The sequence below is a fragment of the Paenibacillus lactis genome (assembly GCF_017873605.1).
Classification (GTDB): Bacteria; Bacillota; Bacilli; order Paenibacillales; family Paenibacillaceae; genus Paenibacillus_AQ; species Paenibacillus_AQ lactis.
The window spans coordinates 89,681-115,822 of sequence record NZ_JAGGKI010000014.1; the positions used below are offsets into that span (position 1 = coordinate 89,681).

General features: G+C 54.4%; 23 protein-coding genes and 1 riboswitch. Of the genes, 17 read left to right on the top strand and 6 right to left on the bottom strand.

Annotated elements, in window-relative coordinates; translation table 11 throughout:
* Positions 1 to 294 precede the first annotated feature (294 nt).
* On the top strand, positions 295 to 1,521 hold the full coding sequence (locus J2Z18_RS22430) for an RtcB family protein (protein ID WP_210095368.1): 1,227 nt from the start codon (positions 295 to 297) through the stop codon (positions 1,519 to 1,521).
* 389 nt (positions 1,522 to 1,910) lie between these two features.
* Here J2Z18_RS22430 and J2Z18_RS22435 read toward each other — a convergent pair whose 3' ends face one another.
* Positions 1,911 to 2,642, bottom strand: coding sequence for a class I SAM-dependent DNA methyltransferase (locus J2Z18_RS22435; protein ID WP_210095369.1), 732 nt, complete (start codon positions 2,640 to 2,642; stop codon positions 1,911 to 1,913).
* 243 nt (positions 2,643 to 2,885) lie between these two features.
* Here J2Z18_RS22435 and J2Z18_RS22440 point away from each other — a divergent pair, with 243 nt between their 5' ends.
* The 15 genes from J2Z18_RS22440 to J2Z18_RS22510 all read left to right on the top strand — a co-directional run bounded on the left by J2Z18_RS22440 (position 2,886) and on the right by J2Z18_RS22510 (position 19,213).
* Positions 2,886 to 3,131 carry a PepSY domain-containing protein gene (locus J2Z18_RS22440; RefSeq protein WP_144868966.1) on the top strand — a complete coding sequence of 82 codons (246 nt, stop codon included), beginning with the start codon at positions 2,886 to 2,888 and terminating at the stop codon, positions 3,129 to 3,131.
* Positions 3,132 to 3,541: 410 nt separating this feature from the next.
* Positions 3,542 to 3,730 (top strand): hypothetical protein, encoded by a 189-nt coding sequence (locus tag J2Z18_RS22445; RefSeq protein WP_144868963.1) that lies wholly within the window; start codon positions 3,542 to 3,544, stop codon positions 3,728 to 3,730.
* Between the two features lie 281 nt (positions 3,731 to 4,011).
* A complete protein-coding gene (locus tag J2Z18_RS22450; RefSeq protein ID WP_144868960.1) occupies positions 4,012 to 4,617 on the top strand; it encodes a DUF2087 domain-containing protein in 606 nt (201 codons plus the stop codon).
* A gap of 241 nt (positions 4,618 to 4,858) precedes the next feature.
* Positions 4,859 to 5,122: a B-box zinc finger protein gene (locus tag J2Z18_RS22455; protein WP_028405444.1), complete on the top strand. Its 264-nt coding sequence runs from the start codon at positions 4,859 to 4,861 to the stop codon at positions 5,120 to 5,122.
* Positions 5,123 to 5,167: 45 nt separating this feature from the next.
* Positions 5,168 to 5,956, top strand: coding sequence for a prolipoprotein diacylglyceryl transferase (locus tag J2Z18_RS22460; RefSeq protein ID WP_007131201.1), 789 nt, complete (start codon positions 5,168 to 5,170; stop codon positions 5,954 to 5,956).
* 23 nt (positions 5,957 to 5,979) lie between these two features.
* Positions 5,980 to 7,395, top strand: coding sequence for a radical SAM protein (locus tag J2Z18_RS22465; RefSeq protein WP_007131202.1), 1,416 nt, complete (start codon positions 5,980 to 5,982; stop codon positions 7,393 to 7,395).
* A gap of 5 nt (positions 7,396 to 7,400) precedes the next feature.
* Positions 7,401 to 8,513: an SGNH/GDSL hydrolase family protein gene (locus tag J2Z18_RS22470; RefSeq protein ID WP_144868957.1), complete on the top strand. Its 1,113-nt coding sequence runs from the start codon at positions 7,401 to 7,403 to the stop codon at positions 8,511 to 8,513.
* 528 nt (positions 8,514 to 9,041) lie between these two features.
* Positions 9,042 to 10,097 carry a LacI family DNA-binding transcriptional regulator gene (locus tag J2Z18_RS22475; RefSeq protein WP_028405442.1) on the top strand — a complete coding sequence of 352 codons (1,056 nt, stop codon included), beginning with the start codon at positions 9,042 to 9,044 and terminating at the stop codon, positions 10,095 to 10,097.
* A 1-nt stretch (position 10,098) separates the two neighbouring features.
* Positions 10,099 to 11,970, top strand: coding sequence for a sensor histidine kinase (locus J2Z18_RS22480; RefSeq protein WP_244869172.1), 1,872 nt, complete (start codon positions 10,099 to 10,101; stop codon positions 11,968 to 11,970).
* A 2-nt stretch (positions 11,971 to 11,972) separates the two neighbouring features.
* Positions 11,973 to 13,487 carry a response regulator gene (locus tag J2Z18_RS22485; protein ID WP_210095370.1) on the top strand — a complete coding sequence of 505 codons (1,515 nt, stop codon included), beginning with the start codon at positions 11,973 to 11,975 and terminating at the stop codon, positions 13,485 to 13,487.
* 113 nt (positions 13,488 to 13,600) lie between these two features.
* The gene (locus tag J2Z18_RS22490; RefSeq protein WP_028405439.1) at positions 13,601 to 14,485 is read left to right on the top strand and encodes a carbohydrate ABC transporter permease; all 885 of its coding nucleotides are present in this window, start codon (positions 13,601 to 13,603) and stop codon (positions 14,483 to 14,485) included.
* On the top strand, positions 14,482 to 15,312 hold the full coding sequence (locus J2Z18_RS22495) for a carbohydrate ABC transporter permease (protein WP_007131208.1): 831 nt from the start codon (positions 14,482 to 14,484) through the stop codon (positions 15,310 to 15,312). The genes J2Z18_RS22490 and J2Z18_RS22495 overlap by 4 nt, the downstream gene beginning before the upstream one ends.
* A 357-nt stretch (positions 15,313 to 15,669) precedes the next feature.
* The gene (locus tag J2Z18_RS22500) at positions 15,670 to 16,656 is read left to right on the top strand and encodes a glycoside hydrolase family 113 (protein ID WP_210095371.1); all 987 of its coding nucleotides are present in this window, start codon (positions 15,670 to 15,672) and stop codon (positions 16,654 to 16,656) included.
* 299 nt (positions 16,657 to 16,955) lie between these two features.
* Positions 16,956 to 18,266, top strand: coding sequence for an ABC transporter substrate-binding protein (locus J2Z18_RS22505; RefSeq protein WP_210095372.1), 1,311 nt, complete (start codon positions 16,956 to 16,958; stop codon positions 18,264 to 18,266).
* Positions 18,267 to 18,634: 368 nt separating this feature from the next.
* Entirely contained in the window at positions 18,635 to 19,213 is a 579-nt protein-coding gene (locus tag J2Z18_RS22510) for an SEC-C metal-binding domain-containing protein (RefSeq protein ID WP_007131211.1), read from the top strand.
* A 58-nt stretch (positions 19,214 to 19,271) separates the two neighbouring features.
* On the opposite strand, the gene J2Z18_RS22515 is transcribed toward J2Z18_RS22510, so the two are convergent.
* The 4 genes from J2Z18_RS22515 to J2Z18_RS22530 all read right to left on the bottom strand — a co-directional run bounded on the left by J2Z18_RS22515 (position 19,272) and on the right by J2Z18_RS22530 (position 22,761).
* A complete protein-coding gene (locus J2Z18_RS22515) occupies positions 19,272 to 19,730 on the bottom strand; it encodes a hypothetical protein (protein ID WP_210095373.1) in 459 nt (152 codons plus the stop codon).
* Positions 19,731 to 19,859: 129 nt separating this feature from the next.
* A complete protein-coding gene (locus tag J2Z18_RS22520; RefSeq protein WP_050954056.1) occupies positions 19,860 to 20,711 on the bottom strand; it encodes an ABC transporter ATP-binding protein in 852 nt (283 codons plus the stop codon).
* Positions 20,712 to 20,734: 23 nt separating this feature from the next.
* Positions 20,735 to 21,781 carry a FecCD family ABC transporter permease gene (locus tag J2Z18_RS22525; RefSeq protein ID WP_210095374.1) on the bottom strand — a complete coding sequence of 349 codons (1,047 nt, stop codon included), beginning with the start codon at positions 21,779 to 21,781 and terminating at the stop codon, positions 20,735 to 20,737.
* A complete protein-coding gene (locus tag J2Z18_RS22530; RefSeq protein ID WP_210095375.1) occupies positions 21,778 to 22,761 on the bottom strand; it encodes a FecCD family ABC transporter permease in 984 nt (327 codons plus the stop codon). The genes J2Z18_RS22525 and J2Z18_RS22530 overlap by 4 nt, the downstream gene beginning before the upstream one ends.
* A 199-nt stretch (positions 22,762 to 22,960) precedes the next feature.
* Between J2Z18_RS22530 and J2Z18_RS22535 the strand changes: the two genes are divergently transcribed.
* Positions 22,961 to 23,989 (top strand): ABC transporter substrate-binding protein, encoded by a 1,029-nt coding sequence (locus J2Z18_RS22535; protein ID WP_007131217.1) that lies wholly within the window; start codon positions 22,961 to 22,963, stop codon positions 23,987 to 23,989.
* A gap of 253 nt (positions 23,990 to 24,242) precedes the next feature.
* Here the strand turns inward: J2Z18_RS22535 and J2Z18_RS22540 are convergent, their stop codons facing one another.
* Positions 24,243 to 25,430 (bottom strand): multidrug effflux MFS transporter, encoded by a 1,188-nt coding sequence (locus tag J2Z18_RS22540; RefSeq protein ID WP_210095376.1) that lies wholly within the window; start codon positions 25,428 to 25,430, stop codon positions 24,243 to 24,245.
* Positions 25,431 to 25,652: 222 nt separating this feature from the next.
* A riboswitch (TPP riboswitch) is annotated at positions 25,653 to 25,756 on the top strand.
* Positions 25,757 to 26,142 lie beyond the last annotated feature (386 nt).

Genomic DNA, 26,142 nt, shown 5'->3' on the forward strand with positions numbered 1-26,142 from the left:
TTAAGGTGGGGTCATGAAAAGAACGCTTGAGGCTGGCTCCAAGAAAAACGCCTTGGAAGAACTCCTAAGGAACCTCCCAAGGAACTCCCAAGGAACTCCCAAGGAAAAAACTCCTAAGGAGGACTCTTGAGAATGAGGAGAACTTTTGAAGAGAACTCCTCAGGTCACTCTTAGGAGACGGCCCCTAAAAAACGCTTAGAAAAATACGCTTAACGAGCAATCATACGTGTAACCTTGGGGAGAAGCATTAGTACAGAAGGCTTTCATTTTTTAAGAAACTGGAGTGAACGGAAAATGGGATATCAAAACATCGACGGTGTACGGGTGTGGGGAAAGCCGGATGAAAGCGCGGTGGCCCAAGCGCGCAGATGCGCCGAAACCGGCAATGTCATCCGGACCTTGCTCATGGCCGACCATCATAAAGGGTACAGTCAGCCGATCGGAGGCGTCGTTGTATACGACGGCCAGATCTCACCCTCCGGCGTAGGCTACGATATTGCCTGCGGGAACAAGGCGGTACGGACGAACCTGCATGCGAAGGACATCAAGCCAGTGCTGGGACGCATAATGGACGACATCGCGCGCAGCATTTCCTTCGGGATCGGGCGCGTCAACAACACACGGGTCGATCATGAGCTGTTTGATGATCCGGACTGGGACGTGTACCGCTCGATCGGGAAGAAGGAGCACGACAAGCTGCTGGCGCTGGCCCGGAGCCAGCTTGGCACGGTCGGCAGCGGCAACCATTTCGTCGATCTGTTTGAGGAGCAGGAGACGGGACGGCTGTGGGTCGCCAATCACTTCGGCAGCCGGGGCTTTGGACATAAAACGGCGAGCGGCTTCCTCAATCTGAGTGCCGGACGCGATTTTCTGGCAAATGCCCCGGGGGAATCGATGGACCAACCGCCGGTGCTGTTCGACCTGGACAGCGAGCTTGGCGATATGTATTATCGGGCGATGAAGCTTGTGGGCCGTTACGCCTATGCCGGACGGGATTACGTCATCGGGCAGGTGCTGTCGATGCTCGGGGCCGAAGCCGACTTCGAGGTGCATAATCATCACAATTATGCTTGGAAGGAGACGCATGACGGGAGAGAAGCCATTGTCGTGCGGAAGGGAGCCACGCCGTCGGCACCGGGGCAGACCGGGTTTATCGGCGGCAGCATGGGTGATATATCCGTGATCGTTCGGGGCAAGGATTCGGAGGAAAACCGGGACGCTTGCTACAGCACCGTACATGGGGCAGGACGCATCATGAGCCGGACGCAGGCGGCCGGCCGAATGAACTGGAAGACCCGGACCCGCAGCGGCGGACAAATCTCGACAGCACAGATGCTGTCGGCAGTTAAGGAATTTGGCGTGGAGCTGCGCGGCGCCGGTACGGACGAAAGCCCGTTTGTGTACCGCAAGCTCCAGGACGTTCTGGATGCGCACGCCGGGACGATTGAGGTACTGCATGTGCTGAAGCCGATCGGCGTCTGCATGGCGGGTGCAGATGAATTCGATCCGTACAAGGATTAACGCGTATACTGGTATCATCGGACTTACATGGATTACATTGGATTACATTGGATTACGTTGCTTTGCATTGCATTGCATTGTGCCGTATTGCATGTACCGTGCTGCATGTATCCGTATTATGTATCGTATTGCATGTATCGTACTACATGTATCGCAATGTATTATATCGCATTGCATTTTATTTTATTGTATTGCATTGAAATGAATAAATATGAAATGAATGAATTGAACAGCATTGAATTGCGGCCGTTTCCTGGAATATCACCAAGGAAACGGCCGTTATTATTTCACGGATTATCATAGGACGAATGAAGTCCTGAGTCGTTCATTGGAACACATGATTGAACATCTAATGCCAGACTTTTCGTGGTCATCAACGCAATGAAGCCCTACCCGTTCTTAACCCCCTCCAAGAACAAAAACAGCGGAATCCGCCGCCGGCGTTCATACGTCTCCTCGGTTAGGAAATGCTCCCGAACCGGCCTCGACTCGCGAAGAGACGCTACGCGAAAGCCTGCTCCCGTAAGTGCCATAAAATAATCCTCCACCGTGCGATGATATTTATGGACCGTTCCCCCAAGCCACTGCTGCTCCCGGTACCCCTCGATGAAGTAGTTGTCCACGACCCAATTCGTTCTGATCCCGGACGGCTGAAGGGTAGAGGTAATGACCGGATGCTCAATGGAGAAGATGAATTTTCCGCCGGGCTTAAGGGTCTGATGAATGCCTCGAAAGACGCTCTCGATATGTTGCAGATAATGAATGGCGAGTCTGGAGATTACCACATTATAGGTATCCCGCGGATACGTATATTCCTCCATCCTCATGTGCAGAACGGTCCCGTTGTTGTATGCCGTTAGGTTGCTCGTAGAGGCATCCGTCATTTTGCGGGAACCCTCGATTCCCACGTAGGCTGCACAACCTTTTTTCAACAATTCCACGCCAAATCCCGCATCCCCGCACCCCAGATCCAGTATATGACGATCCGAAATATCCCCGAGCAGCTCCATAATGACGGGCTTCTCTAAGGTATCGTTAGCGTTCTCCTGCCATTGCCGGCGCTGCATATACTTCTCAAAGTTAGCGTCGTTGTCATAAAAATCAGTTCCGTGATTGCGCATTAGGTCCCTCCCTCGGATAATGTCCTAAATCCTACCATCGTGTACTTTACCACATAAGCGGAGCTGGAAGCTATGGGTACAGAGAAAGGCATGATCATGGCGCTAATTCACCGTGCCGTGCTGCAAGGAGTCCTCAAGGTAGAGGGAAAATGAAATGACATCCGGTAGATGAAGACGCACCAACAACCGGCCTTTTTCATATGGTACAGGAGCGGATCTTATGATGAGGGGAGTTATTGATCGATGTACGGAAATTACTATCATGTCCCGGGACCCATGACTAGGCAGAGAGTTTCAATGCAGCAAGCCCAAGAAATAGCACTGGCCCGCGTTCCGGGGCGAATTGTGCATGTCGATATGGAGCTGGAGCACGGCGTGTTGGTATACGAAGTATTTATCCTGACATCCGAGAACAGGCTATTCGAAGTCGAGGTACTCGCGAAGTCAGGAAGAATCTTGAAGATCGAGGAAGAAGACGACGAAGATTAAGGCGGGTCGGGTTTATAGAAACAACGAACCGAGTGAGACGTGGGAAAACCATCGTTTCGCTCGGTTTTTTATCATGGAGATGCAAAGGCATCCCCGCCTGTCATGTTCATGATTTACAGCGGGACAGCAAAATTCCGGATATCCATATCCCCGAAGCTTGCCGCATACATTCGATATCAAGATTAGGTGAAGCTCGAACCTCGAAGCGATATATGTAAAAAAGGTTTAGAGGCGTTTATTCCCTATATTTTGCATCAAGCTGGCCTCTATAATGGAGTTGAACATGCATAGCGGCTTGTGTCCCTAAGGATGTGGATTCTCATAACATGGGATAAACGCATCAAGGGAGCTGCTCGTGTACAGGTTCGCTGAAACAAGAGAGAGATATCAAACTAAAGGAGATATGAAACATGGCTAAAACGAAACGGGGCCGAGCCCTGTGGAACACGCCTTCCCGGGGCCGCGGCACATGTCCGGTATGCAGCACGAAGCGCATCAAGCTGCTCTATACCGCGAACAAATCGGACGGCACGGCGCTGAAGGTATGCAAGCGATGCCAGAACGCCGACCCGGCCAGGGTGGACGCTCCCGTAATCTAGAGGGGGTCGGTGCAAGGCGCCGGATGGCGGGAGTGAGCCGCCTTTCTAATAAGAGGCATCCATCAAAAAGTCCATTCCTTATTCAAGGGGATGGTCTTTTCATTTTGACAGGATAACGCTGCCGATGGTGTAGACCTCCAGCAGACCAATGGTAAGCGAGCTGAGGTGTACGTACGTCGTGCCCATGCTGGTTTACTTTTCCCTGCCGTTGGTTTAATATTTAATTAGATGAATATTAAATTAGACGATGATTAAACTAACGGATTGGAGGGACCCGGACAATGCAACTGGATAAAGTGGTCAACTATCACAAAGCACTTGCGGATCCAACGCGGATTAAAATCCTCATCCTGCTCGCCGAAGGGGAATTGAACGGGCAGGTCCTTGCGGAGAAGCTCGGCGTTACGCCGGCAACGATTACGCATCATGCCGCCAAGCTGCGGGAAGCGAGCCTCATTAAAGAGCGCCGGGACAAGAACACGATTTATTTTTCGCTCAATCATTATTTCATTAAGAACAGCGCGTCGGCAACGGAGAATTTAATCTACCAGCGCGTGAACCCGGAGCATACAGCCGAGCGCATTCCGGATGCGGATCAGCAGCTGCGGGAATCGGTGATCAAGAACTTCTTCACACAAGACGGGAAGCTGAAGAGCATTCCGGCACAGCTGAAGAAGAAGCTCATCGTGCTGACGCATATCGTATCCATGCTGGAAAATGGACGAAAGTACAGCGAGAAGGAGATCAACGAGTTCATCGCCGGATTCCATGAGGACTTTGCGACGATTCGCCGGGAATTCATCATGCACCACTTCATGTACCGGGACAATGGCGTGTACGAGCTGAACCCGCAGGAGATGTGGGCCCGGTGGGAGGATTTAAAGTAAAAACAGCGCGCAGCTTGCACCTTAGCACTCCATTCCATGCATGGAATCCGTTTTGATATATAACAATGAAAAGAGCGGATGGCAAGCCCTCGGACCTTTTTAGAATGCTGGTCCAAGGGCTTGCTTTCCTTATGTCCGGTCCGCATTCGCAGACGCTCCCGATACCGAACCGTAGCCAACCGACCCGGCAGCGGTTACAATAAGAAAATACAAGGATAGAAATTCCAAGTGAGGTGAAAGGATGGACGTTTACCGCTGCATGAACCATCCTGAAGCGCCGGCCATCGGTCAATGCAGGCGCTGCGGGAAACCGATCTGCAAGGACTGCTATAACCTGGACACCGGCTGCTGCCGCTACCGCTGCGGCGAGATCGGCTATGCTCCGCATACGCCGCCCCGGCCCAAGAGCGCGTTTTGGAGCGTCATTGTGTCCCTGCTTGCCATTCTCGGCGGATTGGCGGTGCTGCTGCTTGCGATTTGCGGCGCCATGCTGTTTTCCTATTAGGCAATGAATCTTATGCGTTAAGTTTGTAAATCAAGGAGTGGGCAGATGGAATTTCCCGTTTATATATACCTAGGTTCCTGGCGGATTCATCCGCATGTGCTGTTTGAAGCACTGGCCTACTTTATCGGCTTTCGCGTCTATTTGTGGACCCGGCGGCCCAGCGGCATGTCCAAGCTGATGAGCCTGCAAATTTTGGCAGGGACGATCGCGGGCGCGGCCATAGGGTCCAAGCTGCTGTTTTGGCTGGAGGATCCGGCCGCCACGTGGGAGCAGCTGAGCCAGCTCCATTTGCTGTGGGGCGGGAAAACGATTGTTGGGGGTCTCCTAGGGGGCCTAATCGGGGTGGAGCTGACGAAACGCTGGGTGGGCTGGAAGCATTCTACCGGCGATGATTTCGTATACCCGCTTATCCTGGGCATGGGGCTGGGACGGATCGGCTGCTTTCTGACCGGTCTGGACGACCATACGTACGGCACGGCGACGTCCTGGGTGACGGGCGTGGATTTCGGCGATGGAGTCCTTCGCCATCCGACTCAGCTGTATGAGATTGTTTTTCTGATCGTCCTGGCACTGCTGCTTATCCCGCTGTACCGTCAGAGCCGCAGCCAATCCCCCGGTGAAGGTTATGTATCGGGCCGGATGTTCCAATGGTTCATGGCCGGGTACCTGCTGTTCCGTTTAGGGGTCGAATGGATCAAGCCGACGCCTCACCCCTACCTGGGGCTGAACAATATCCAGCTGGCCTGCATTGCCGGCCTGATCTACTACGCCTGGCTCATCGGCGGCAAGAGCAAGCTTCGCCGATCGATCCCGGAGTCCCATCTTCCAAGCTGATCAAGATAAAGGAGCGTTACATTATGCCGAACCGGCCTTATCTGTATCATGAACTGACGAATAGCATTTGCACGACCTGTTACCGTAAAGTCGAAGCCAAAATCATTGAGGAGAACGGCAAGATCTATATGGTCAAGCGCTGCCTTGTTCACGGCCCGGAGAAAGTGCTGATCTCAACGGAGGTCGATTACTATCACCAGACCCGGAAGTTTATTAAGCCCTCCGAAATGCCGCTTAAGTGGAACACGCCGATACGTTACGGCTGTCCCTACGACTGCGGTCTATGCCCCGATCATGAGCAGCACAGCTGCTTGACCCTCCTCGAGATTACGGACCACTGCAATCTGCAGTGTCCGATCTGCTTCGCGGAATCATCGCCGCACCGTACCTCTTACCGGTCGCTTGAACAGATCGAGTTCATGCTCGACCGGATCGTCGAGAACGAAGGCGAGCCGGATATCGTGCAGATCAGCGGCGGGGAACCGACGACGCACCCGAATTTCTTCGAAATCCTGGATATGTGCAAGAGCCGTCCTATCAAACACATCATGGTGAACACCAACGGCATCCGTATTGCTCAAGATGCCGATTTTGCCCGGCGGTTGTCGGAATATATGCCCGGATTCGAGATCTATTTGCAGTTCGACAGCTTTGAAGCCCATGTATTGAAGGAGCTGAGAGGGGCCGATCTGAGACGTATCCGCCAGCAGGCCATCGATCGCTTAAATGAATTTAATATCTCCACTACGCTCGTGGTTACGCTGAAGAAAGGGCTCAATGACGGCGAGATCGGCGACATTATCCAGTATGGGATGAAGCAGCGGGCGGTGCGAGGCGTGACGATTCAGCCGATTCAGGCGGCAGGTCGTCTGGAAGGCTATGACCCGTCGACGGATCGGCTTACGGTTAGCGAAGTGCGCAGGATGATCATCGATCAGTCCGGAGTGTTCCAGGAGGCCGACATTCTGCCGGTGCCTTGCCACCCGGATTGCCTGGCGATGGGCTATGCGCTCAAGCTGGGCGGGGAGGTGCTGCCTCTGACAGGCATGATCGATCCGAACATTCTGCTTGAGGGCGACAGCAATACGATCGTATTTGAGCAGGATCCGGTCATTCGCGGCAAAATGTTCGAGCTGCTCTCTACCGGACATTCCCCGCAGTCCTCGGCGCTGTCCTTGAAGAGCCTGCTTTGCTGCCTTCCTTTGGCGGCTGTGCCGGAGCAAATTACCTATGATAATGTGTTCCGCGTCATTATCATGCAGTTCCTCGATGCCCATAACTTCGATGTCCGCTCGGTCAAAAAATCATGCGTTCACATCGTCCATCCTGACGGGCGGATGATCCCGTTCGATACCTATAATCTGTTCTATCGGGACGATAAGGAAGAGCTGCTGAAGGAACGCAAAGAAGAGCTGGTCACCGCCTGGGACAGGGGGTAAACAACATGGGAAGTGATAGCGAGAAGCTAACATCCAGCCCTCTGTATCAATTGGACCGCAATATGAGCATCGGCAGCCCGCTCTCGGACCGCCTGCAGTGGCATTCCCCGCTGGAGGCCCCGTTTCTCGTAGCCGGATTCGGCTGGTTTCAGGCCGAGCGCCTGTACCGGAGATTGCCGGCGGTGCCGGATGTACCGGTCCGCCCGGAAGTGGATGCTTTGTCGAACTGCACCTCGGGAGGCCAGATCCGGTTCCGAACCGATTCGCGCACCGTATCGGTTCGCGTCCGCTTAACGTCAGGCTCCGGCATGTACCATATGCCGCCGACCGGGGAGTGCGGCATGGATGCCTATATCGGAGGCCCCGGGCATTGGATTCACGCGGGAACGGCAAGCTTCAAGCCCGGTCAGGAAGAATACGAGAGCAGCCTGTTCACCTGCGAGGACGCCGAGGAGCGCTCCTTCATGTTGAACATGCCGCTATATCAGGGCGTACGAGAGCTATGGATCGGATTGGAACCAGGTGCGAAGGTGTGGGCACCAGAACCGTATGATTCAAGCAAAAAGGTGATCCTGTACGGCACTTCCATCACCCAGGGCGGGTGTGCGTCACGGCCCGGCATGTCCTATCCGAATATCCTTAGCAGGCATATCCATCTGGAGTTTATAAACCTCGGCTTTTCCGGCAACGGAAAAGGCGAGCCGGAGCTGGCAATGCTCGCCTCGCAGATTTCGGATCCGGCATGCTTCGTTATCGATTATGAAGCGAACTGTGGAGGAACCGAGGAATACCGGCATACCTTGCCGGGCTTCATCAAGACGTACCGGGAAGCCCATCCGGATGTGCCGATCATTCTCGTATCGCGGATTCCGCATGGAGCGGAGTCCTTCAAGCCGGAGATCCGGGAAGGGCGGCTCGCCAGGCTGAAGTTCCAGTCGGAGCTTGTCGCGGAGCGGAATAAGGCCGGGGACCGGCATATTGTGTTCGTGGACGGGTCGGATCTGCTCGGCGACGATCCGGGCGAGGCGATGGTGGACGGCGTTCATCCGACGGATCTGGGCTTTCAGCGGATCGCAGACGGTCTGCTGCCGGTTATTCGGCAAGCGACGAGCCGGTAATACCAAGCATCCGGCTGGTAATGGCCGATTCGTTCAATCATTTACCGCCGAATAGCGGCGGGAAACAAGACGGCACGGGAGTCATTCCTGCGCCGTTTTTATTTTGCTTAGCTCCGCTACAAAAACTTCACTGTAGGCTCAATCGCAAGTCCTCAGCAGTAAGCTCGATCGCAATACCTCCATTGTGAGCTCCACACTCATGTTCACTGCAGACCCTCCATTGTAAGCCCCACCGCAGATTCTCCGCTTTAAGCTTCATCGCAAGTCCTTCACTGTGAGCACCATTGAAACTCCTCAACTATAGGCTCAGCCTCGAGTCCTACACATCTCCTCCACAGCTTAACCACAGGTCCTTCCACCGTAGCCCCACCGCATGTCCACTGGCGTCAAGCTCGACCTCACATTCACTACCGCAAGTTCTCTACCGCAAGGCAAAAGATAAAAATCACGATTGTTTTCCTAATTATTATGATGTTATGATAACAACAAACTAACATAATGATGATAGAAAAAGGATGTGCTGTTCACATGGCAGGCAAAGTAACGATGCAGCAAATTGCCGATCATCTCGGCCTTTCGAAGTTCGCGGTTTCTAAAGCGCTTTCAGGAAAGCCCGGCGTTAGTCTGGAAACGCGGGAGCGAATTGTGAGCGTGGCGACGCAGCTCGGGTATTTCGCGAATAAAGCGCCAAAAAACGGAAGCCGGAAGAGCGAGGCGGCGGGCGGGCAGACGGCTGCGCGCGAAACCGTCATCGTGCTCGTCCCGAACGTCCGCTATCAGACCCGCGACTCGATGTATTGGGGGCGCATCATCGACGGAATAACGAGCGAGCTTGAGCGCAGAGATATGGGGATGGTGATCGTGACCGACCAGTTCAAGGACAGCTTCGCCAATCTCATCAATCCCGCCGGCGTCAAGGGCATCATCGGCGTGGGCTTCATCTCGTCGCAGCTGCTGCTTGAGATCCGCAGCCTCGGCATTCCGTTCGTGCTCATTGACCATGAAGACCCGCTGATCCCGTCGGATGCGCTGTTCATGAATAATGTGGAATGTATCCGCAGGACAGCCAGCTACCTGATCGGCTGCGGCCACCGGAAGCTGCAGTTCGTCGGCAACATCCACTTCTCGAGGAGCTTCGCGGACCGCTATCAGGGATATCGGGCCATTCTGGAAGAGCAGGGGATACCGCTCGGCCAGAACGAGGAGCTGCTTCGTCTTGAGGGCGAGAACCGATCCGAGTTGACCGAGGCGCTGGAAGGAATTTTGGGGAGGATGGATGAGCTGCCGACGGCCTTCGTATGCGCGAACGACTCCATTGCCATTTGCGTCATGACCGTACTCGGAAGAATGGATGTAGCGGTACCGGAGCAATGCTCGGTTACCGGCTTCGATAACATCGAGGATGCGGCGAGCTCGTCCCCGTCGTTAAGCACGATCCATGTGCATAAGGAGGCGCTCGGCCAGCGGGCGGTGGAGAGCTTGCTAAGACGCGTGGAGCAGCCGGACAGCCCGCTGGAGAAAATACTGCTGGCCGGGGACTTCGTCATCCGGAATTCAACAGCTTATGCAAGGAAGGTTGACTGATGTGACAGGCTTCCGCCGTATTGCGCAGCTATGGAGAGAGCGGCCGGCCGGCCGGCTGGACCGCAAGCTGTCTGTCGTATTTTTATTTCTGATCATGCTGCCGATGGGGCTCATCACGTATTTTGCGGCGGAGCGTTATACGGCTTCGATCGAAAAGAATACCGTGGCCTATGTCTCCCAGCTGTCGAGCAAGATGATGGGCAAGCTGGACGATTACGTGAATGACATGATGAAGATTTCCATTATCCCTTCGTATTTGAATGAAATTCAATCAGGGCTGGACATGTCGAACCGGTATTACGAAGAGGGAGGCCCGTCTAAGGCAGCGGACCGCCCGAACGAGAGCGAGGTCAAGCTGCAGATTACGCGGAAGGTCGAGCGCAGCATTTATTTTATGAACAATATCAAGGAAGGTACCAGCAACGTATATCTGTTCGATCTTTACGGCAACCCGTATTTCGTGGTCAAAAGCGGCGGCAGCCGCTCGAATCTGCAGCAGTATTACGAGGGCTGGAGAAAGCTCGCCACCGCGGCGAACGGCCGGCCCGTGCTGGTCAGCACGCAGGAGATTGCGGTTCCTGCCGGAAGCAAGCAGTATATGTTCACGGTCGTCCGCGACATCATCGACAAGTCATATCACTCCATCGGGACGATTGCGGTCGATGCAAACATCGGCGTGATCGAGAATATCGTGACCGACCTCGAGGATACGACCCGCGGAAAGACCTTTATTTTGGATGATAACGGAACCGTCATTTACGACAGCGAGAAAAAATACTTGGCGCGCAGCATGAACGAGCATGCGGCCCTGGCCCAGGTTACCGGAAGGGAGGGGAGCTTCCGCATGACGATTGAGGGCGAGCCTCAGCTCGTCGTGTACAAGAAATCCGAGAAGACGGGATGGCTGATCCTGATAACGGTACCGGAGCAGCCGCTGATGAAGGAGGCCTTCGATACCCGCCGGATCACCATTGCCGCCGCCGTAGGCGTCACCGGATTTGCGCTCATGATCTCGCTCGTCCTTATCTATGCGCTGATGCGGCCGCTGAGATCCATTGTCCAGCATATGAAGCAGGTGCAGACCGGCAACCTGGATGTCGTATTTCCGGTCCGCAGGCGGGATGAAGCGGGTTTGATCGGGATTTCCTTCAACCGCATGATGGCCCGGATCAAGCAGCTGATCGACGATATCTACGCGATGGAAGCGAGGAAGAAGGAAGCTCAGCTGGAGAGCCTGCAGCACCAGATCAACCCGCATTTTATTTACAATACGCTCGAGACGATCCGGATGACGGCCGTGCTTCATGATGATGCCGAGGTAGGAGAAATGGTTCAGCTGCTGGGACAGCAGCTGCGGTACAGCATTCACGCCGGCAGCGAAATCGTCGAAGCGAGGCAGGAGTGGGCACATATTAAAGCCTATATTGAGCTGCTGAATTACCGATATGGAGATCGTTTCGTGCTCTCGCTGCCGGAAGAGGAAGCCGTTCATTCCATCCGGGTCATGAAGCTGCTGTTCCAGCCCATCATTGAGAATGCCGTGAATCATGGCTTCGATGAAACGAAAGCCGTCCTGCATCTGACGATTACCCATGAACGCGAGGGGGATCATCATATCTTCACCGTAGCGGATGACGGCCTGGGCATGCCGCCGGCAGCGCTAGTGCGGCTGCGCCGAGCGTTGGAGGAGGAGCAGCCGCAGGCAGCGGAAGGGCGGGGAATCGGTCTGCGCAACGTTCATGAACGCTTACAGCTGCGATATGGCAGAGCTTACGGGCTTGCCGTTCAGAGCGAGGAGGGGCTCGGAACGACGGTCCGGATTACGATTCCAAGTGACGATACAGAGCAGCATTTAAGAACAGGAGTTGGTTGAGGATGCTTACGATTGCTGTGGTGGATGACGAGGAGCGAATTCGGCTGGGGCTGGGCAAGCTGATTCGGGACGCGGGCGAGCCTTACCGTGTCGTCGGGACGTTCGCAAGCGGCCAGGAGCTGCTCGACCGAATGCATGAGCTGCAGCCGGACCTTGTCATTACCGATGTCAAAATGCCGCAGATGGACGGCCTACAGCTGATGGCCCGCGTGCGGGAGCTCGCGAGCGGCGCGAAAATCGCCGTGCTGAGCGGCTACAACGATTTTGAGTACGCCCGGACGGCCATGCGCCAGGGCGCCGTGGAATATTTGTTGAAGCCGGTCAACATCAAGGAGCTGCATCAGCTGCTTGCAAACGTGCTTGAGATGGTGCAGAAGGAGCGAAGCGAACGAAGACTCGAATCGGATGATCTGGTGAGCTTCCTGCTGGGTCCGGGTGAGAACAGGGTGCCGGAGCATCTCTTCGAAGAGGTGTGCGCAAGACTGGACCGCCAGCCCTTGTTCCGGGGCTATTATGCCATCCTGCTGCTTCAGACTTCCTCAGAGGTGACGCCGGCCGGACTGGAGCATCTCACCGCCGAGTGGGGGGAGGAGCGCAGAATCGTGGGCTGCATCGACGGCCGAAGGGCCGTGATCCTGCCGGTGAGGCCCATCGAGCATGCCGGCATAGCCAGGGAACGCTCGGTGATGCTGCTGCAGCAGCTGCCTGCCGGAACCGCAGTCAAAGCGGGCATCAGCGGCGTGTTCTCCGGCAGCCAGTGGCTACCGCAGGCCTACGAGGAAGCGCTGCGCTCGTTGGAGCAGGCGTGGTACAGCCGAGAACGGCGGGTATGCGGAGCCCAGGGGGACGGGCAAGGGGCGCGGAGGCAGCCGGAGGAGCGCTACCGCCTGGTGCGGCTGCTGGACAAGCAGCTGTTTCCGGCTCTGCACGGGGGCGATTATGCCCGACTGCCGGATTTGGCCGGCGCCTGGCTGGATGAGGTTGCACCGTTGGCACCCGGGTGGGCGGAGCTTAAAGAAGCGTGCGCAGCGATTGCGGCCCATGGCTCGGAGGAGCTGGTGCACCGCGGGATTCCCAAGGATGAGGTTGAATGGCCCCATGATCCGGGGCGGTTCGAGGATTGGCGTGCATTTGCCGCAGCGCTGAAGGGCGCGGTAGAGAAGCTTGCAGGTCTGCTGGAGCAGGTAAAGACTGAGCACCGGGCCGTTGAAACGGTCAAAGCTTATATCCAGCAGCATTTTACCGAGGAGCTCGAGCTTCAGCATTTGGCCGATCTCGTTTACTTAACGCCGAGCTATTTAAGCAAGCTGTTCAAGACCGAGACGGGAGAGACGATTACGGACTATATCATCAGCGAGCGGATCGCGCTGGCGAAGCGGCTGCTGAAAGAGGATCGCGGCCTGAAGACGTATAAGGTCGGCGAACGGGTAGGGTACCCCGACCCGGCTTATTTTACGAAGGTGTTCAAGAAGATGACGGGAAAAACGCCGAAGGAATACCGGGACTTTGTTAGGTGATTGTTATCTAAAATGAGGACAATAAAACGAAACCGAATCTATTATTTTTCAGCATGCTGTCTTTTATAATTATGAAATCGGTACCACTTCAAGCAGAAAGCGAGGAAGGGAGCTTGTTCAATTTCAGTTATAAAACACAGCGCTATCTTATTCTGTTCGGGTTCCTCACCATTCCTGTTGTCCTGTCTCTGACCTTCTCGTATTATCCGGCGATTTCCCTGCTGTATTACAGCTTGACGGATTGGACCGGCCTCGGCTGGGATATGAATTTCATCGGACTGGATAATTATGTGGAAATATTTACGAAGCCTGAAGTGTTCAGCACATTGAAGAACAATCTGTACTATTTGGGCGGCGGTCTGGTGCAGGTCGTCTTTGCCCTGTATTTCGCGGTCATTCTGACCGGGAAGCTGAAGGGGAGAAACGGCTTTCGCGTAGCTCTGTTTCTGCCGTATGTTCTGCACAGCGTCGCGACGGTGATCATGTTCAAGAACGTGTACCACATGGAATACGGCTCGCTGAACACGCTCCTTGGCGCGCTCGGGCTGGATTCTTGGCAGCAGAGCTGGCTCGGCGACAAGCGGATCGTGAATTTCGCGCTGGCATTCATCTCCATGTGGAAATACATGGGGCTGAACATGGTGATCTTCATCGGTGCGCTCCAGTCCATCCCCGGCGATCTTTATGAGGCCGCTTCCATCGATGGCGCGTCGGGCTGGCAGAAGTTCCGCTATATTACGCTGCCAAGCATCCGCGGCGTACTGGAGCTGATGCTCATCCTGACCCTGACGGGCGCGCTTGAGGCATTCGATATTCCGTTTGTCATGATGCTGGGCGCAAACGATACGTCAACCTTTGTCATCCATACGGTGAATACGGCGTTTAAGTATCAAAACTTTGGTCTGGCTTCGGCCATGGCGGTCGTGCTGCTCATCATGGTGCTGCTGTTTATCGTCATTCAGCGGAAGCTGTTGTTTAGGGAGGGGAGAAGCGAATGAAGCGGGAACGATCCATCGCAATGACGATTTTTAATTATTTTACGCTGGCGGTTGCGCTGTTCGTTGTCTTCTTCCCGATCTACTCGATCGCGGTGGGAGCCTTCAAGACCCAGGTGGAGTATTATCAATCGGGTCTTGCGCTGCCGGACAATTTCTTCAACCTGGAAAACTTCAAGCGGGTGATCGACATTGGCGATCTGGGCCTCGGCTTCCGCAATATCCTGATCATTCTGGCCATTTCCGTGGCGGGAAACATCGTGCTCGGAACAATGGTTGCCTATGCGGTAGGACGCTTTGATTTCAAGCTGAAAAAGGCGATCATGGGCATGTACCTTGTAGCCCAGGTTATCCCGATGGTCACGACTCAGGTCGCAACGTTCAGCGTGATCCAAAGCCTGGGCGCCTACAATACGATGCTTGCGCCGATTCTGCTCTATTTGGGCGCGGACGTGCTCCAGATCGTCATTTATCTCCAATTCGTCAACAGCATTCCTAAAGATCTTGACGAGAGTGCCATGATCGAGGGAGCATCCCTGTTCAAAATCTATCGCTCCATCATCTTCCCGCTGCTTGCGCCGGCTACGGCAACGCTGATCATTCTGAAGAGCATTTCGATATATAACGATTTCTACACGCCGTATCTGTACATGCCGAAGCAGGATCTGAAGGTGGTATCCACCGCGATTTATTCCTTCATCGGTCCGAACGCGGCGCAGCTGAACGTCATTTCAGCGGGTATTCTGATTATCTTTATTCCGACGGTGGTGCTTTTCTTGTTCATGCAGCGGTATATTTTTGCAGGCGTGACGAACGGAGCGGTCAAGTAATTAGGGGAAGGCTGACGGTGACGGATCAAAAAGGGCTCGGTGGGAGCGATGTGACGGATAGGTGCATAGGGTTCGACGAGCCAATGTGACGGATGGATTGCATAGGGTTCGACGAGCCGGGGTGCGGATAGGTGCATAGGGCTCGGCGGGGCGATGTGACATATGGACGCACTAGGGTTCGACGGGCTCGATGTGACGGATGGACGCACTAGAGTTCGACGTAGGCTAACGCCGAGTCCCCAACCTCCCGGACCCAACCAAATGATGAATTGTATACCGCTGTGAACAGCGTAGACCCGGTTTGCCGGAGCCTAAAAAAGAGATAAAAACGACATAACGGAGAGGGAGAGTGCCAATATGAATACAAACAAGATATGGCCGGAGTATGTCAACGGCATGACATGGGGGTGGACCGGCATCCGGGGCACCTGGAGCGGGCCTGAAGCGGAGTTCTCCATGGAGCGAATGGCGGAGATGAACGTGAACTGGACAGCACTCGCGCTTTCCGCCGTGCAAGCAACGCCGCAATCGACGGAGATTCCGTTTCGCGAGGAGCCGACGGTAACGGATGACGAGGTCCGATGGGCGATCCGCAAGGCGAAGCAGCTTGGCCTGAAGGTGTGCCTGAAGCCGGTCGTCAACGTTGGCAACGGCACATGGCGGGCGCATATCAGCTTCTTCGATGAAGAGGTGCCTGGCGAGCCAAGCTGGGCGGAATGGTTCCGTTCCTACGGGGAGTTCATCCGCCACTATGCTGTGATCGCCGAAGAAGAGGGCTGCGAAATGCTGTGCATCGGCTGCGAGATGGTACAGGCCGATAAGCGCGAGGCCGAATGGCGGTGCCTGATTGCGGATGTCCGGTCGGTATATGGAGGCTTGATTACCTATAATTGCGATAAGTACCAGGAGGATCGCCTGACCTGGTGGGACGCGGTCGATATCATCTCGTCGAGCGGCTATTATCCGATCGATCAATGGGAAGCGCAGCTGGACCGAATCGAAGACACGGTCAAAAAGTGGAACAAGCCTTTCTTCTTCATGGAAGCCGGATGCCCGAGCCGCGAAGGCTCCGCGGCCCGGCCGAATGACTGGTCGCTGCCGGGCGGGCCGTCCGAAGCGGAGCAGGAGCGGTACTATGAAGCGATGTTCGCTGCATGCGCACAGCGGGACTGGATGCAGGGATATATGCTGTGGGACTGGCCGGCCCGGCTGTACGACGCGCAGGAGGCTTCGGAGAACGACGATTATTGCATGTACGGCAAACGCGCGGCCGGAACGGTGCGGCGCTTCTACGCAAGCGGCTCCCTGGCATTGGAAGCCGGTGAGAGTTCCGATGCTCGATAACACGCAAGTTTAAATAGGTTTATTGCTTTGTGAAGTGAACCGCATCGCATGCAGCTTCTGGCGCATGCGGTGCGGTATTTGCTTGGGAAGAGGCACGCTGTCGGGAGTCGGTATGATCGATAGAATCCCCGCCTAACAAAATAATCATAGGTTAGCATAATTTATGACAATAAAAACAAATGTACTTCATTTGTTTTGTTCTTGTTAGCTATTAATATTTGAGTTGTAAGCGATAACAATATCGGCATTCCCTTTTTGGGAGACGCCGGATCATTACAAAGTACAGGGGGAAGAGACAAATGAAGAACAGACTGACAATGCTGCTGCTTCTGTTATTTACCGTATCATCCATATTGGCCGCCTGCGGAGGCAACAAAGCGAATGATGCGGGCACGACGCCTGGTGCGAGCACGGGCAGCGAAACGGCCGGCACGGAGGGAGCGACCGAGCTTGGCGGCAAGCTAAAGGTGCTGACGCACCGTACGGATCTTGTGAATGACGGAACGCTCGATAAGTATGAGGAGGCTTTTAAAGCCAAGTATCCGAAGGCCGAAATCGAATTCGAAGGCTTGACGAACTACGCCCAGGATATCCAGGTACGTTTGACGACCGGAGAAGCCGGTGACGTGCTCATGATTCCGACCGGCCTTGCAACCTCGGAGTATCCGAAATATTTTGAGCCGCTGCCGGATGCGATGTTCGAGAACGTGTATTTCGCGGACAACACGCTGTTCGAAGGCAAGCGTTACGGGATTTCGACCGGCGTGAATACGCAAGGGATCGTGTATAACAAAAAAGCGTTCGAGGCTGCCGGGATCGACAAGGTTCCGGGGACGCTGGATGAGCTCTATGCCGCGGCCGAGAAGCTGAAGGCAGCCGATATCATTCCGCTCTACATGAACTTCGGCGCTCAGTGGACGATGGGCAACTGGGCCGATAACTCGGCATGGTATGTGGCAGGCGATCCGCAATATCACTCGAAGCTGGTATCGGAAGAGGCTCCGTTCCAGGTTGATAATGCATGGGGCACGCTGGCCCAGATTGCACGTACCTTCGTGCAGAAGGAGTGGGTAGAGAAGGATCTGTACACGAATAACTGGGAGATTTCGAAAGGGGAAATGGCTGCCGGCAAAGCCGGGATGTATTTCCTTGGCAACTGGGTCATTCCCCAGGTGATCGGCGCAGGCGCCGCTTCAGAGGACATCGGGTTCTTCCCGCTCCCTTACGACAACAGCGGCAAGTATAACGCACCGCTTGGCTCGGACTACTTCGTTGCAGTCAGCAAGGACAGCGAGAACAAGGAGCTGGCAACCGCGTGGGTGGAATTTTTCGTGAAAGAATCCGGCTACGTGGAAGATTCGGGCTTTATGCCGATTATCAAGACGGCCGAGTCCACCATTCCGCAGCTGGCTGAATTCCAGTCGTTCAATCCGACCCTCATCGAGAGTGAGGCGACCGATCCGAAGTTTAACGAGATTGCGAATAAAGCCCAGATCGGCATCGGAACCGGCGACTATGTACAGGAATATGTCGTGGCCGAGGATCTGCAGGCAGCGTTCGACAAGCTGAACGCGAAGTGGAAGGAAGCGAAAACCGCGCTCGGTTATTAATTAGATCAAGCCGAAGCTGTCTCCATCACGGGGGCTGGCTTCGGTTTTCTTACATAACCAAGGCTGCTTGCTCCGAAATGAAGTATGTAAATCATGGGAAGGGATAAGTTTTTACAAATTTGTTACTTCTTACTTGCATAAAATGAAATATTATAGAATAATAAAATAGAGCGCGGCTTTCCACGAAGCAACCCGCGTTTTTTTTGCTATTCGCCCCGGCCATTCGTCTCTGAGCGTAAAGGACTATCCCTTTAGGAGATGAATCAGGGGAGGAACGGGAAGCATGCATGAGCATTTTACAGGTAGAGGTGCGCTTTTCGAGCTTTTCCATGTATAATAGAAGAAATCATCTAAATAGGAGCTAGGAAATGAAAAAGCTAGGAAGAAACGATCTATGTCACTGCGGAAGCGGGAATAAGTACAAAAGATGTTGTCTTGAGAAGGATCAACGCACGATCCAAGGTAAGGTCATTCCGTTCCCTGGTACCAGAGCTGCATCCGTACCACAGCAAAAGGCTGACCAGCTGCGCCAGATGATTCACGATAAGCTGGATTGGATGGACTGGAATGCGGACGAGCACCGTGAGCTCGCCGAGTCGTTATTTCCGCAGATTTGCCGGGATTACGAGCTTAAGAGCGAGGAGCAGCTGTTTCAAGTGTTCAGCCTGCTGATCGTCTGGAATAACTTCTCCAGGGAAGCCAATCCGAAGTACCGCAAGCCAGGCGGATACGCCAGTGCATTAGAATATATTGCGACTTCACTGCTTAACATCTCCGTGACGAAGTCCGACATTGCGAAGAAGCATGAGGTTGCCGTAGCAACCCTGACCCGCAATAGCGGACAGATTCAAGATTTTATGGATGGCATAGCGGCCTCCGGTGACCAGTTGGATTCCGAGGATGCAGAAGAAAGCCATGAGGATCAGGATTTGTCTGTAGGGCGTTAAGCAGTCTTACGGAAATATAGAGAAGCCGTCCCGTTTCGGGGCGGCTTATTCGCGTTGTTTACTCCAAGCGCGTGCGTGCCCGTGCACCCGCCAATAGCCTCCCCAATACAACCCCATACAGCAAGTGGCCGGACAGCCACAGCAGGAAAGAGACCGGATCGGTAAGCTCCGGCGTCCGATCGGATAATGCCGTTGTCGGGTAGAGCAGAACGCCCACACCGGTGCAGGCGGCTGCGACAAAGGTGAAGGCTCGTGCAGGCGGCAAAAGCTGCATGCGCAGAATCTGAGCCAGCACAGCGCTAAGCAGGACGGAAATCGCAAGATGGAGCAGAAACTCCACCCATTCCGGCAGCTCCAGACGATTTAGGCCGGGGATATAATCGACGTTCAGAAGCAGCGTATACACGTTGAATGAAGTGAAATGCTCGATAAATTTAAGGTATATCCCCAGAAGGCTGCCTGCAGCTAAGCCAGAGCCGAGCATTCGAGCCGGCGTAATTATAGGTTCTTTCAACATATACGCCACCTTGCTGTTTGTTGAACTGGTTTGTGTCGGATATTCCATACAGATAATTCCATACAGAAGGGCTGTTTCCCTTCACCTTCACGACTTCGGTGAGGAATACAGCCCCGTGCATTTCGGTTGCTATGCGGTTGTCAGCTCTCGGAGCCGTTCCGTCTCCTCTGGAGCAGACGAGGCGGTTTGCGTCCGGCGAAGGCCCTTTCCATGCGGAACGCACATCGGCGTCCCGTACAGCGGGTCGGGAATAATCTCGCACGGCAGCTGGAACACCGTCTGCATCAGCTCGGAGCAGATAATATCCTCCGGTCTTCCCATCGCCTTGATGCTGCCGTCCCGGATGGCGACAATATGATCGGCGTAACGGCAGGCCAGATTGATGTCATGCAGCACCATGACAATGGTTCGTTGTTCCTGCACGTTCAGTTCGTACAACAGATCAAGCACCTCGATCTGGTGCGTCAGGTCCAAATACGTCGTAGGCTCATCCAGCAGAATCAGCGGCGTCTCCTGCGCAAGCGTCATCGCGATCCAGGCCCGCTGACGCTGCCCGCCGGATAGCGAATCCACCGTTCGATCGGCAAGGCCCGTAAGTCCGGTCGACTCAAGAGCTGCCATGACGGCCTTCTCGTCTTCAGGCGACCATTGGCGAAGCCAGCTCTGGTAAGGGTAGCGTCCCTGCTTGACGAGCTGCAGGACGGTCAGCCCTTCCGGTGCCGTCGGACCCTGGGGCAAGATGGCCAGCTTGCGGGCCACATCCTTGGTCGACATGCCGGCAATGTCGGCGCCGTCGAGCACGACCGCGCCGCGCTGCGGCTTCAGCAGCCGGGCCATGGAGCGCAGCAGCGTCGATTTGCCGCATCCGTTGCTGCCGATGAACACGGTGATTTTACCTACGGGCACGGTCAAATCCAAATTTTCAAAGATGTAGTCTCCCCCATAGGAGAGGCTCAATCCTTTCGCTTCGAGTGCACTCATCATGTCAGCTCCTTTTTTTCATATTAAAACCGATTCCGATTGCGGTACAGCAAATAGAGGAAGAACGGCGCCCCGATGGCGGCGGTGAATACGCCGGCCGGAACGTCGCGCGGCAGAAACGCCGTCCGCGCCACCAGATCGGCGGCAAGCAGCACGATCGCGCCGATCAGGGCGCTTACCGGCAGCAGGCTGCCGAAGGAAGGTCCGACCAGCCTGCGGGCCATATGCGGGGCCATCAAGCCGATGAAGGCGATCGCGCCTCCGATGGAGACAGCCGCCCCGGCAAGCGCCACGCTTAAGCCGATCAGCAGCAGGCGCTGCTTCTGCACATGGGCGCCCGCGCTGCTGGCAACATCGTCCCCGAGTGCCTGGATGTTCACATTGCGGGCCTGCAGCCAGGTCACCGGCAGAAGGACCGCTACCCATGGCAGCAGCGTCATAACGTCCTTATCCCAGGACATTCCATATATGCTGCCTGCCATAAAAGTAAGAGAGCGATCGGCCAGCTGGAGCGGGCCGGAGATGATCAGCATATACGAGATCGATTTGACCGCCGCAGACACCCCGATGCCGATCAGCACGAGACGAAGCGGCGATACGCCCCCTTTCCAGGCCAGCACGTACAGCAGCCCGGTAATGAGGAAGGCGCCGAGGATTGCGAACAGCGGCAACCAGTGAATCGATACGGTTCCGGTGAACAGGAAGATGAACAGCACCGCGCCGAGCGATGCGCCTTCCGTCATGCCGATCACGTCAGGAGAGGCGAGCGGATTGCGGATTACGCCCTGCAGGATGGCGCCGGCTACAGCCAGCGCCGCCCCGATCAGCACGGCGATGATCACCCGCGGCAGCCGGAGCTTCATGACGATGACCTGCTCCATCGGCGGGGCTTTGCCCGCCAGCGCTTTGATGACGTTCAGCGGCGATATGGGCTGGCTTCCCATGCCCGTGCTAACCACAATGACGATGAAGCATACGGCAAGCAGGATGAGGGATACCCAGACGGTTCTTCGCTCCAGCATGAATGAGATGCCGGCCTTTCCTCCACGGAGGATGCGGTGCTTGCTCATGATGTTCGCCTTCCTTTCCTGGCAATGTACACGAAGAACGGCACACCGATGATTGCCGTCATAACGCCGACAGGAACTTCCTTCGGCATCGCGATGTACCTGGAGCCCAGATCGGCCGTTACCAGCAGGATGGCGCCGAGCACCGCGCTGTAGGGCAATATCCATCTGTAATCATTTCCTATAAAATAGCGCACGATATGCGGAATAATAATGCCAATGAATGCAATCGGTCCGGCGGCGGCAACGGATCCGCCAGCCAGCAGAATGACGGCGGCCGCAGCAAGCAGCTTGATAAGCGCGGTCTTCTGTCCAAGGCTTTGCGCGATGTCATCGCCCATGGAGAGCGCGTTTAGATGCCGCCCGAGCAGGAGGGCGATCAGCATACCTGCCGCCATGTAAGGCCAGACGGCGTTCAATTGGTTCAAGTCCCGACCGGCAACTGATCCAACGAGCCAGATCAGCACCTGGTCGAACATTTTACCGTCGGAGAGCATCAGTCCTTGGGTCAAGGAGTGGAAGAATGCGGCCATGGAGGCGCCTGCCAGCGTAATCTTGACCGGGGTCATGCCGTCACGGCCGATGCTGCCGAGCATAAATACGATGCCTCCGCTGACAGCGGCGCCGATCAGGGCCACCAAGGTAAATGCTTGCAGCCCGTCAACCCCGAGCCAGCCTGCGGCCATAATAATGAAGAAGGCTGCACCGGCATTCACGCCTAGCGTGCTGGGCGATGCAATAGGGTTGCGGGTGATGACCTGCATCAACGCGCCTGCGATTGCGAGGCTCGCCCCTACGGCTGCTGCGATGAGTGCCCGGGGAACCCTTGCGGTCAGGATGATGAGATGCTCGTTGCCGCCATTATAGTGAGCGAACGAGTTCCATACTTCCGTTAGCGGAATGTTCGTTACGCCGAACGCGATGCTGCCCATCATCGCGGCGGCAAGCGCCAGCAGCGATATCAATAGTCCGAGTAAGCGCATATATACTCACTTTCTTAAGTTCATGGATTATTAAGTTCATATGAATTTTAGGTGAAAGGGAGCCGATCTGTCAATGAACTTGATAATCATTCTCAAAAAATATATTGATATTTTTGCTGGAAACCGTTATAGTTTTGAATCGGTAAGTGATAATGATTTTCAATAAAGCGGAAATGATATGAGGGGGATTACGATAGGAATGGGACAAGGAACAGCTAAGAAACCGGGCCGAAGCCTGAAATGGAGCTTGCTGGCGCTTATTATGGTTGTCATACTCGCAGGCTGCGGATCGAATGGGACGCAGAATAATGCAAGCCAGCCATCGAACGGAGAAAGCGGAACGGCTCCTGCGAATAACGGCTCCGGTGCATCCGGCGATTCGTACGAAGTGGTGCATGCGATGGGAACCGAAACGATCAAGGGCACGCCGCAAAAAGTGGTCGTCCTTACGAACGAAGGAACGGAAGCCTTGCTCGCACTGGGCGTGAAGCCGGTGGGCGCCGTTAAATCCTGGACAGGCGATCCGTGGTACCCGCATATTAAAGACCAGATGGAAGGCGTTACCGTGGTCGGCGAGGAGAGCCAGCCTAACATTGAACTGATTGCCGGACTGCAGCCTGACCTGATCATCGGCAACAAAATGCGTCAGGAGAAAGTGTATGAGCAGCTGAAGGCGATCGCGCCGACGGTATTTGCGGAGGATCTTCGCGGAGAATGGCAGAACAACTTCAAGCTCTACGCACAGGCAGTGAATAAGGTAAGCGAAGGGGAAGAGCTTCTCGCGGCGTACGACCAGCGTATTCAGGATTTCAAGGAGAAAGCCGGAAGCAAGCTGGATGAGACCGTTTCTGTGGTGCGCTTCATGGCCGGAAAGACGCGCGTTTACCATACGAACACCTTCTCGGGGGTTATTTTCGATCAGATCGGCATCGCACGTAATGAGATGACGAAGAACGCGAAGGACAATTTCGTGGACGAGATTACGAAGGAACGGCTTCCTGAGGTGGATGCCGACAGACTGTTCTACTTCACGTACGAAACCGGCGACGGCGGCGCCAACCAGACCGAGCAGGAATGGGTCAACGATCCGTTGTGGAAAAACCTGAACGTCGTTAAGAACGGTCAAGCCCATAAGGTCGATGACGCGATTTGGAACACCGCAGGTGGCATTCTGGCGGCAAACCTGATGATTGATCAGCTGTATGAATTTTACGGCTTGGAGAAATAAATCGTGTCCTGCCCCCATTTTATATAGAGAGTATGATGGGATACTAGTAAAAGCAGCCTGTTGAGTCCGCTCAACAGGCTGCTTTCGTTTGTCCATATGTCCGTTTATCTGTGTTTGACAGAATCCAGCATAACATTTTATTTCTGTGCCTGTACAATTTCAATAAAAAGAAGAAGCTGCCCCATCTTAGATAACGAAAGGGACAGCTTCTATTAATAACTTTCTTAAAGATTACTACAGTATATGCCGATTACTACCTCGGCTCATTTCCGGCAAGCCTTTTGCTCACAAAGATCATGGCAATGGACAGGCCTAGAAAATACAAAGGCATCATCATTAACGAACCATTGTGAAGAACGCTCATGCCCGTGGTGATCAGGCTGACGACAACGTAATAACCCAATCCGAAGATCGCTCCTGCAGTGCCGAGCACATCTGGATAAGACGTAAGCGCCAGACTTAGGCAATTGGGTATCGCCATTCCGATCCCGAGCAGAAGAACGAAAATACATGCTACCATAAGCACAAGATCAAAGAAGGAGACCTTGATGCCGGTAGCCGCAAGTGCTGTAAGACCAAGAGCTCCCACCATCGTAAAGAGCGTGCCAATCACGATAATTTGCTCAGCCTGGAGCCTTTTCAGCAGTCTTTTCGACAGCATGGCACCCATTATAGATGAGAGCGCAACAAAGATGCCGAAGAAACCAAACCTGCCGGGACTCATCTGAAAAAACTCAATAAAAATAAACGGGGCCTCCGCATAATAACTGAATAATATGCCGTTCGTTGCTCCAATGAGAAACCCGAATCCCCATACGTTACGGTCGAAGAGCAGACGCTTGGCAACGGATAGGGTGTTTATCTTGGAAGCAGCCGTCACTCTGGTCTCAGGCAGAGAAGTCCATGTATAGGCCCAAATGGCTGCGCTCATCAGAACGAGCGTCAAGAATACCCCTCTGAAACCTAACAATTGATCTACCCATCCGCCAATAAGAGGCCCTAGGGCAGGCGTAAACGCAAGCACTGCTGATATTTGGGCAAATACCGCATGACGCTTGGCTCCATCGATACTCTCGCGCAAAATGGTCTGCGTGACGACAGAACCGGTGCTGGCACCGAATGCCTGAACGAATCGACTCGCGAATAGCCATTCGACTGAGCCTGACAGATAACAGCCCAAGCTGCCGATCCCATAAACCAGGATGCCCCACAGCATGGCCGGCCGCCGTCCGATGGAGTCGGAAAGCCTTCCCCAGCAAAAAACGCCGAGCGCAAAACCCAGAAAGTAAATGCTGAGCGTTAGCTGGACCGCATTATTGCTAGCGCCCAATTGATGGGCAATGTCCGGTAATGAAGGTGTATATATCGTTTCACTGATCTGTGGAAAACCCACCAGGATCATGAACAACCATATGGAAGGAGTTGAGATTTTTCTTTGCACAGCTAATATCCCCCTTATCATTCAAAAATCTCAAGTTCGCTGGCAAAGAAATTACGGGATCGGGGGTTTGCACTTCGTTAGTCTTGCGAATGAAAGCATGAACGGTCACCTTTTTTTCTGGAATAAGGGGGTTAGGGGGTTATATCTACCGAGTATTGCAGCAAACACGGAAACGTTTGACACCACCGCCAAACCTATGTACAGTAATAGTCAATAGAATAGGAAGTCCACTAGGGGAGCCGTCAGCGGCTGAGACAAGAGCGTATCTTGGACCCTTTGAACCTGATCTAGTTCGTACTAGCGTAGGAAAGTGGAGCCTTCACGGATAGAGTCCTTTTTGCGCCTGCTTCTTCCGGGCAAGAGGACTATTGCTGAAGCCGCTCCGTTTTTCGGGGCGGCTTTGTTTGTCATGCTCCGAAGAACGTAAATTTTCTGCATCTTCGTTGCCCAGCACGATAGCGCACGAGTACGAGCTAGCAGCATGCAAGGTTGCCATATGCCGTGCATAAAGGGTTGGCCGTGTACATAAAGGGTTGCCGGATATACACATGTAGCCGGGTACAACGGCTGCCGGATCTGCAAAGTTTCCCGGATGCAACCGTTGCTGATATGAAAAGGATGCACGGTATGCGTAGGTTTGCGGGACATGCAATGGATGCTTGGCTGCCAATGCCAGGATTGCCCGGATTACCGGGATTGCCGGGTCGCTAGG

Excerpts from the sequence above, each read along its gene's own strand:
- J2Z18_RS22430 (WP_210095368.1), top strand. The coding sequence starts at position 295 with ATGGGATATCAAAACATCGACGGTGTACGGGTGTGGGGAAAGCCGGAT.
- J2Z18_RS22435 (WP_210095369.1), bottom strand. The coding sequence starts at position 2,642 with ATGCGCAATCACGGAACTGATTTTTATGACAACGACGCTAACTTTGAG.
- J2Z18_RS22440 (WP_144868966.1), top strand. The coding sequence starts at position 2,886 with ATGTACGGAAATTACTATCATGTCCCGGGACCCATGACTAGGCAGAGA.
- J2Z18_RS22445 (WP_144868963.1), top strand. The coding sequence starts at position 3,542 with ATGGCTAAAACGAAACGGGGCCGAGCCCTGTGGAACACGCCTTCCCGG.
- J2Z18_RS22450 (WP_144868960.1), top strand. The coding sequence starts at position 4,012 with ATGCAACTGGATAAAGTGGTCAACTATCACAAAGCACTTGCGGATCCA.
- J2Z18_RS22455 (WP_028405444.1), top strand. The coding sequence starts at position 4,859 with ATGGACGTTTACCGCTGCATGAACCATCCTGAAGCGCCGGCCATCGGT.
- J2Z18_RS22460 (WP_007131201.1), top strand. The coding sequence starts at position 5,168 with ATGGAATTTCCCGTTTATATATACCTAGGTTCCTGGCGGATTCATCCG.
- J2Z18_RS22465 (WP_007131202.1), top strand. The coding sequence starts at position 5,980 with ATGCCGAACCGGCCTTATCTGTATCATGAACTGACGAATAGCATTTGC.
- J2Z18_RS22470 (WP_144868957.1), top strand. The coding sequence starts at position 7,401 with ATGGGAAGTGATAGCGAGAAGCTAACATCCAGCCCTCTGTATCAATTG.
- J2Z18_RS22475 (WP_028405442.1), top strand. The coding sequence starts at position 9,042 with ATGGCAGGCAAAGTAACGATGCAGCAAATTGCCGATCATCTCGGCCTT.
- J2Z18_RS22485 (WP_210095370.1), top strand. The coding sequence starts at position 11,973 with ATGCTTACGATTGCTGTGGTGGATGACGAGGAGCGAATTCGGCTGGGG.
- J2Z18_RS22495 (WP_007131208.1), top strand. The coding sequence starts at position 14,482 with ATGAAGCGGGAACGATCCATCGCAATGACGATTTTTAATTATTTTACG.
- J2Z18_RS22500 (WP_210095371.1), top strand. The coding sequence starts at position 15,670 with ATGAATACAAACAAGATATGGCCGGAGTATGTCAACGGCATGACATGG.
- J2Z18_RS22505 (WP_210095372.1), top strand. The coding sequence starts at position 16,956 with ATGAAGAACAGACTGACAATGCTGCTGCTTCTGTTATTTACCGTATCA.
- J2Z18_RS22510 (WP_007131211.1), top strand. The coding sequence starts at position 18,635 with ATGAAAAAGCTAGGAAGAAACGATCTATGTCACTGCGGAAGCGGGAAT.
- J2Z18_RS22515 (WP_210095373.1), bottom strand. The coding sequence starts at position 19,730 with ATGTTGAAAGAACCTATAATTACGCCGGCTCGAATGCTCGGCTCTGGC.
- J2Z18_RS22520 (WP_050954056.1), bottom strand. The coding sequence starts at position 20,711 with ATGAGTGCACTCGAAGCGAAAGGATTGAGCCTCTCCTATGGGGGAGAC.
- J2Z18_RS22525 (WP_210095374.1), bottom strand. The coding sequence starts at position 21,781 with ATGAGCAAGCACCGCATCCTCCGTGGAGGAAAGGCCGGCATCTCATTC.
- J2Z18_RS22530 (WP_210095375.1), bottom strand. The coding sequence starts at position 22,761 with ATGCGCTTACTCGGACTATTGATATCGCTGCTGGCGCTTGCCGCCGCG.
- J2Z18_RS22535 (WP_007131217.1), top strand. The coding sequence starts at position 22,961 with ATGGGACAAGGAACAGCTAAGAAACCGGGCCGAAGCCTGAAATGGAGC.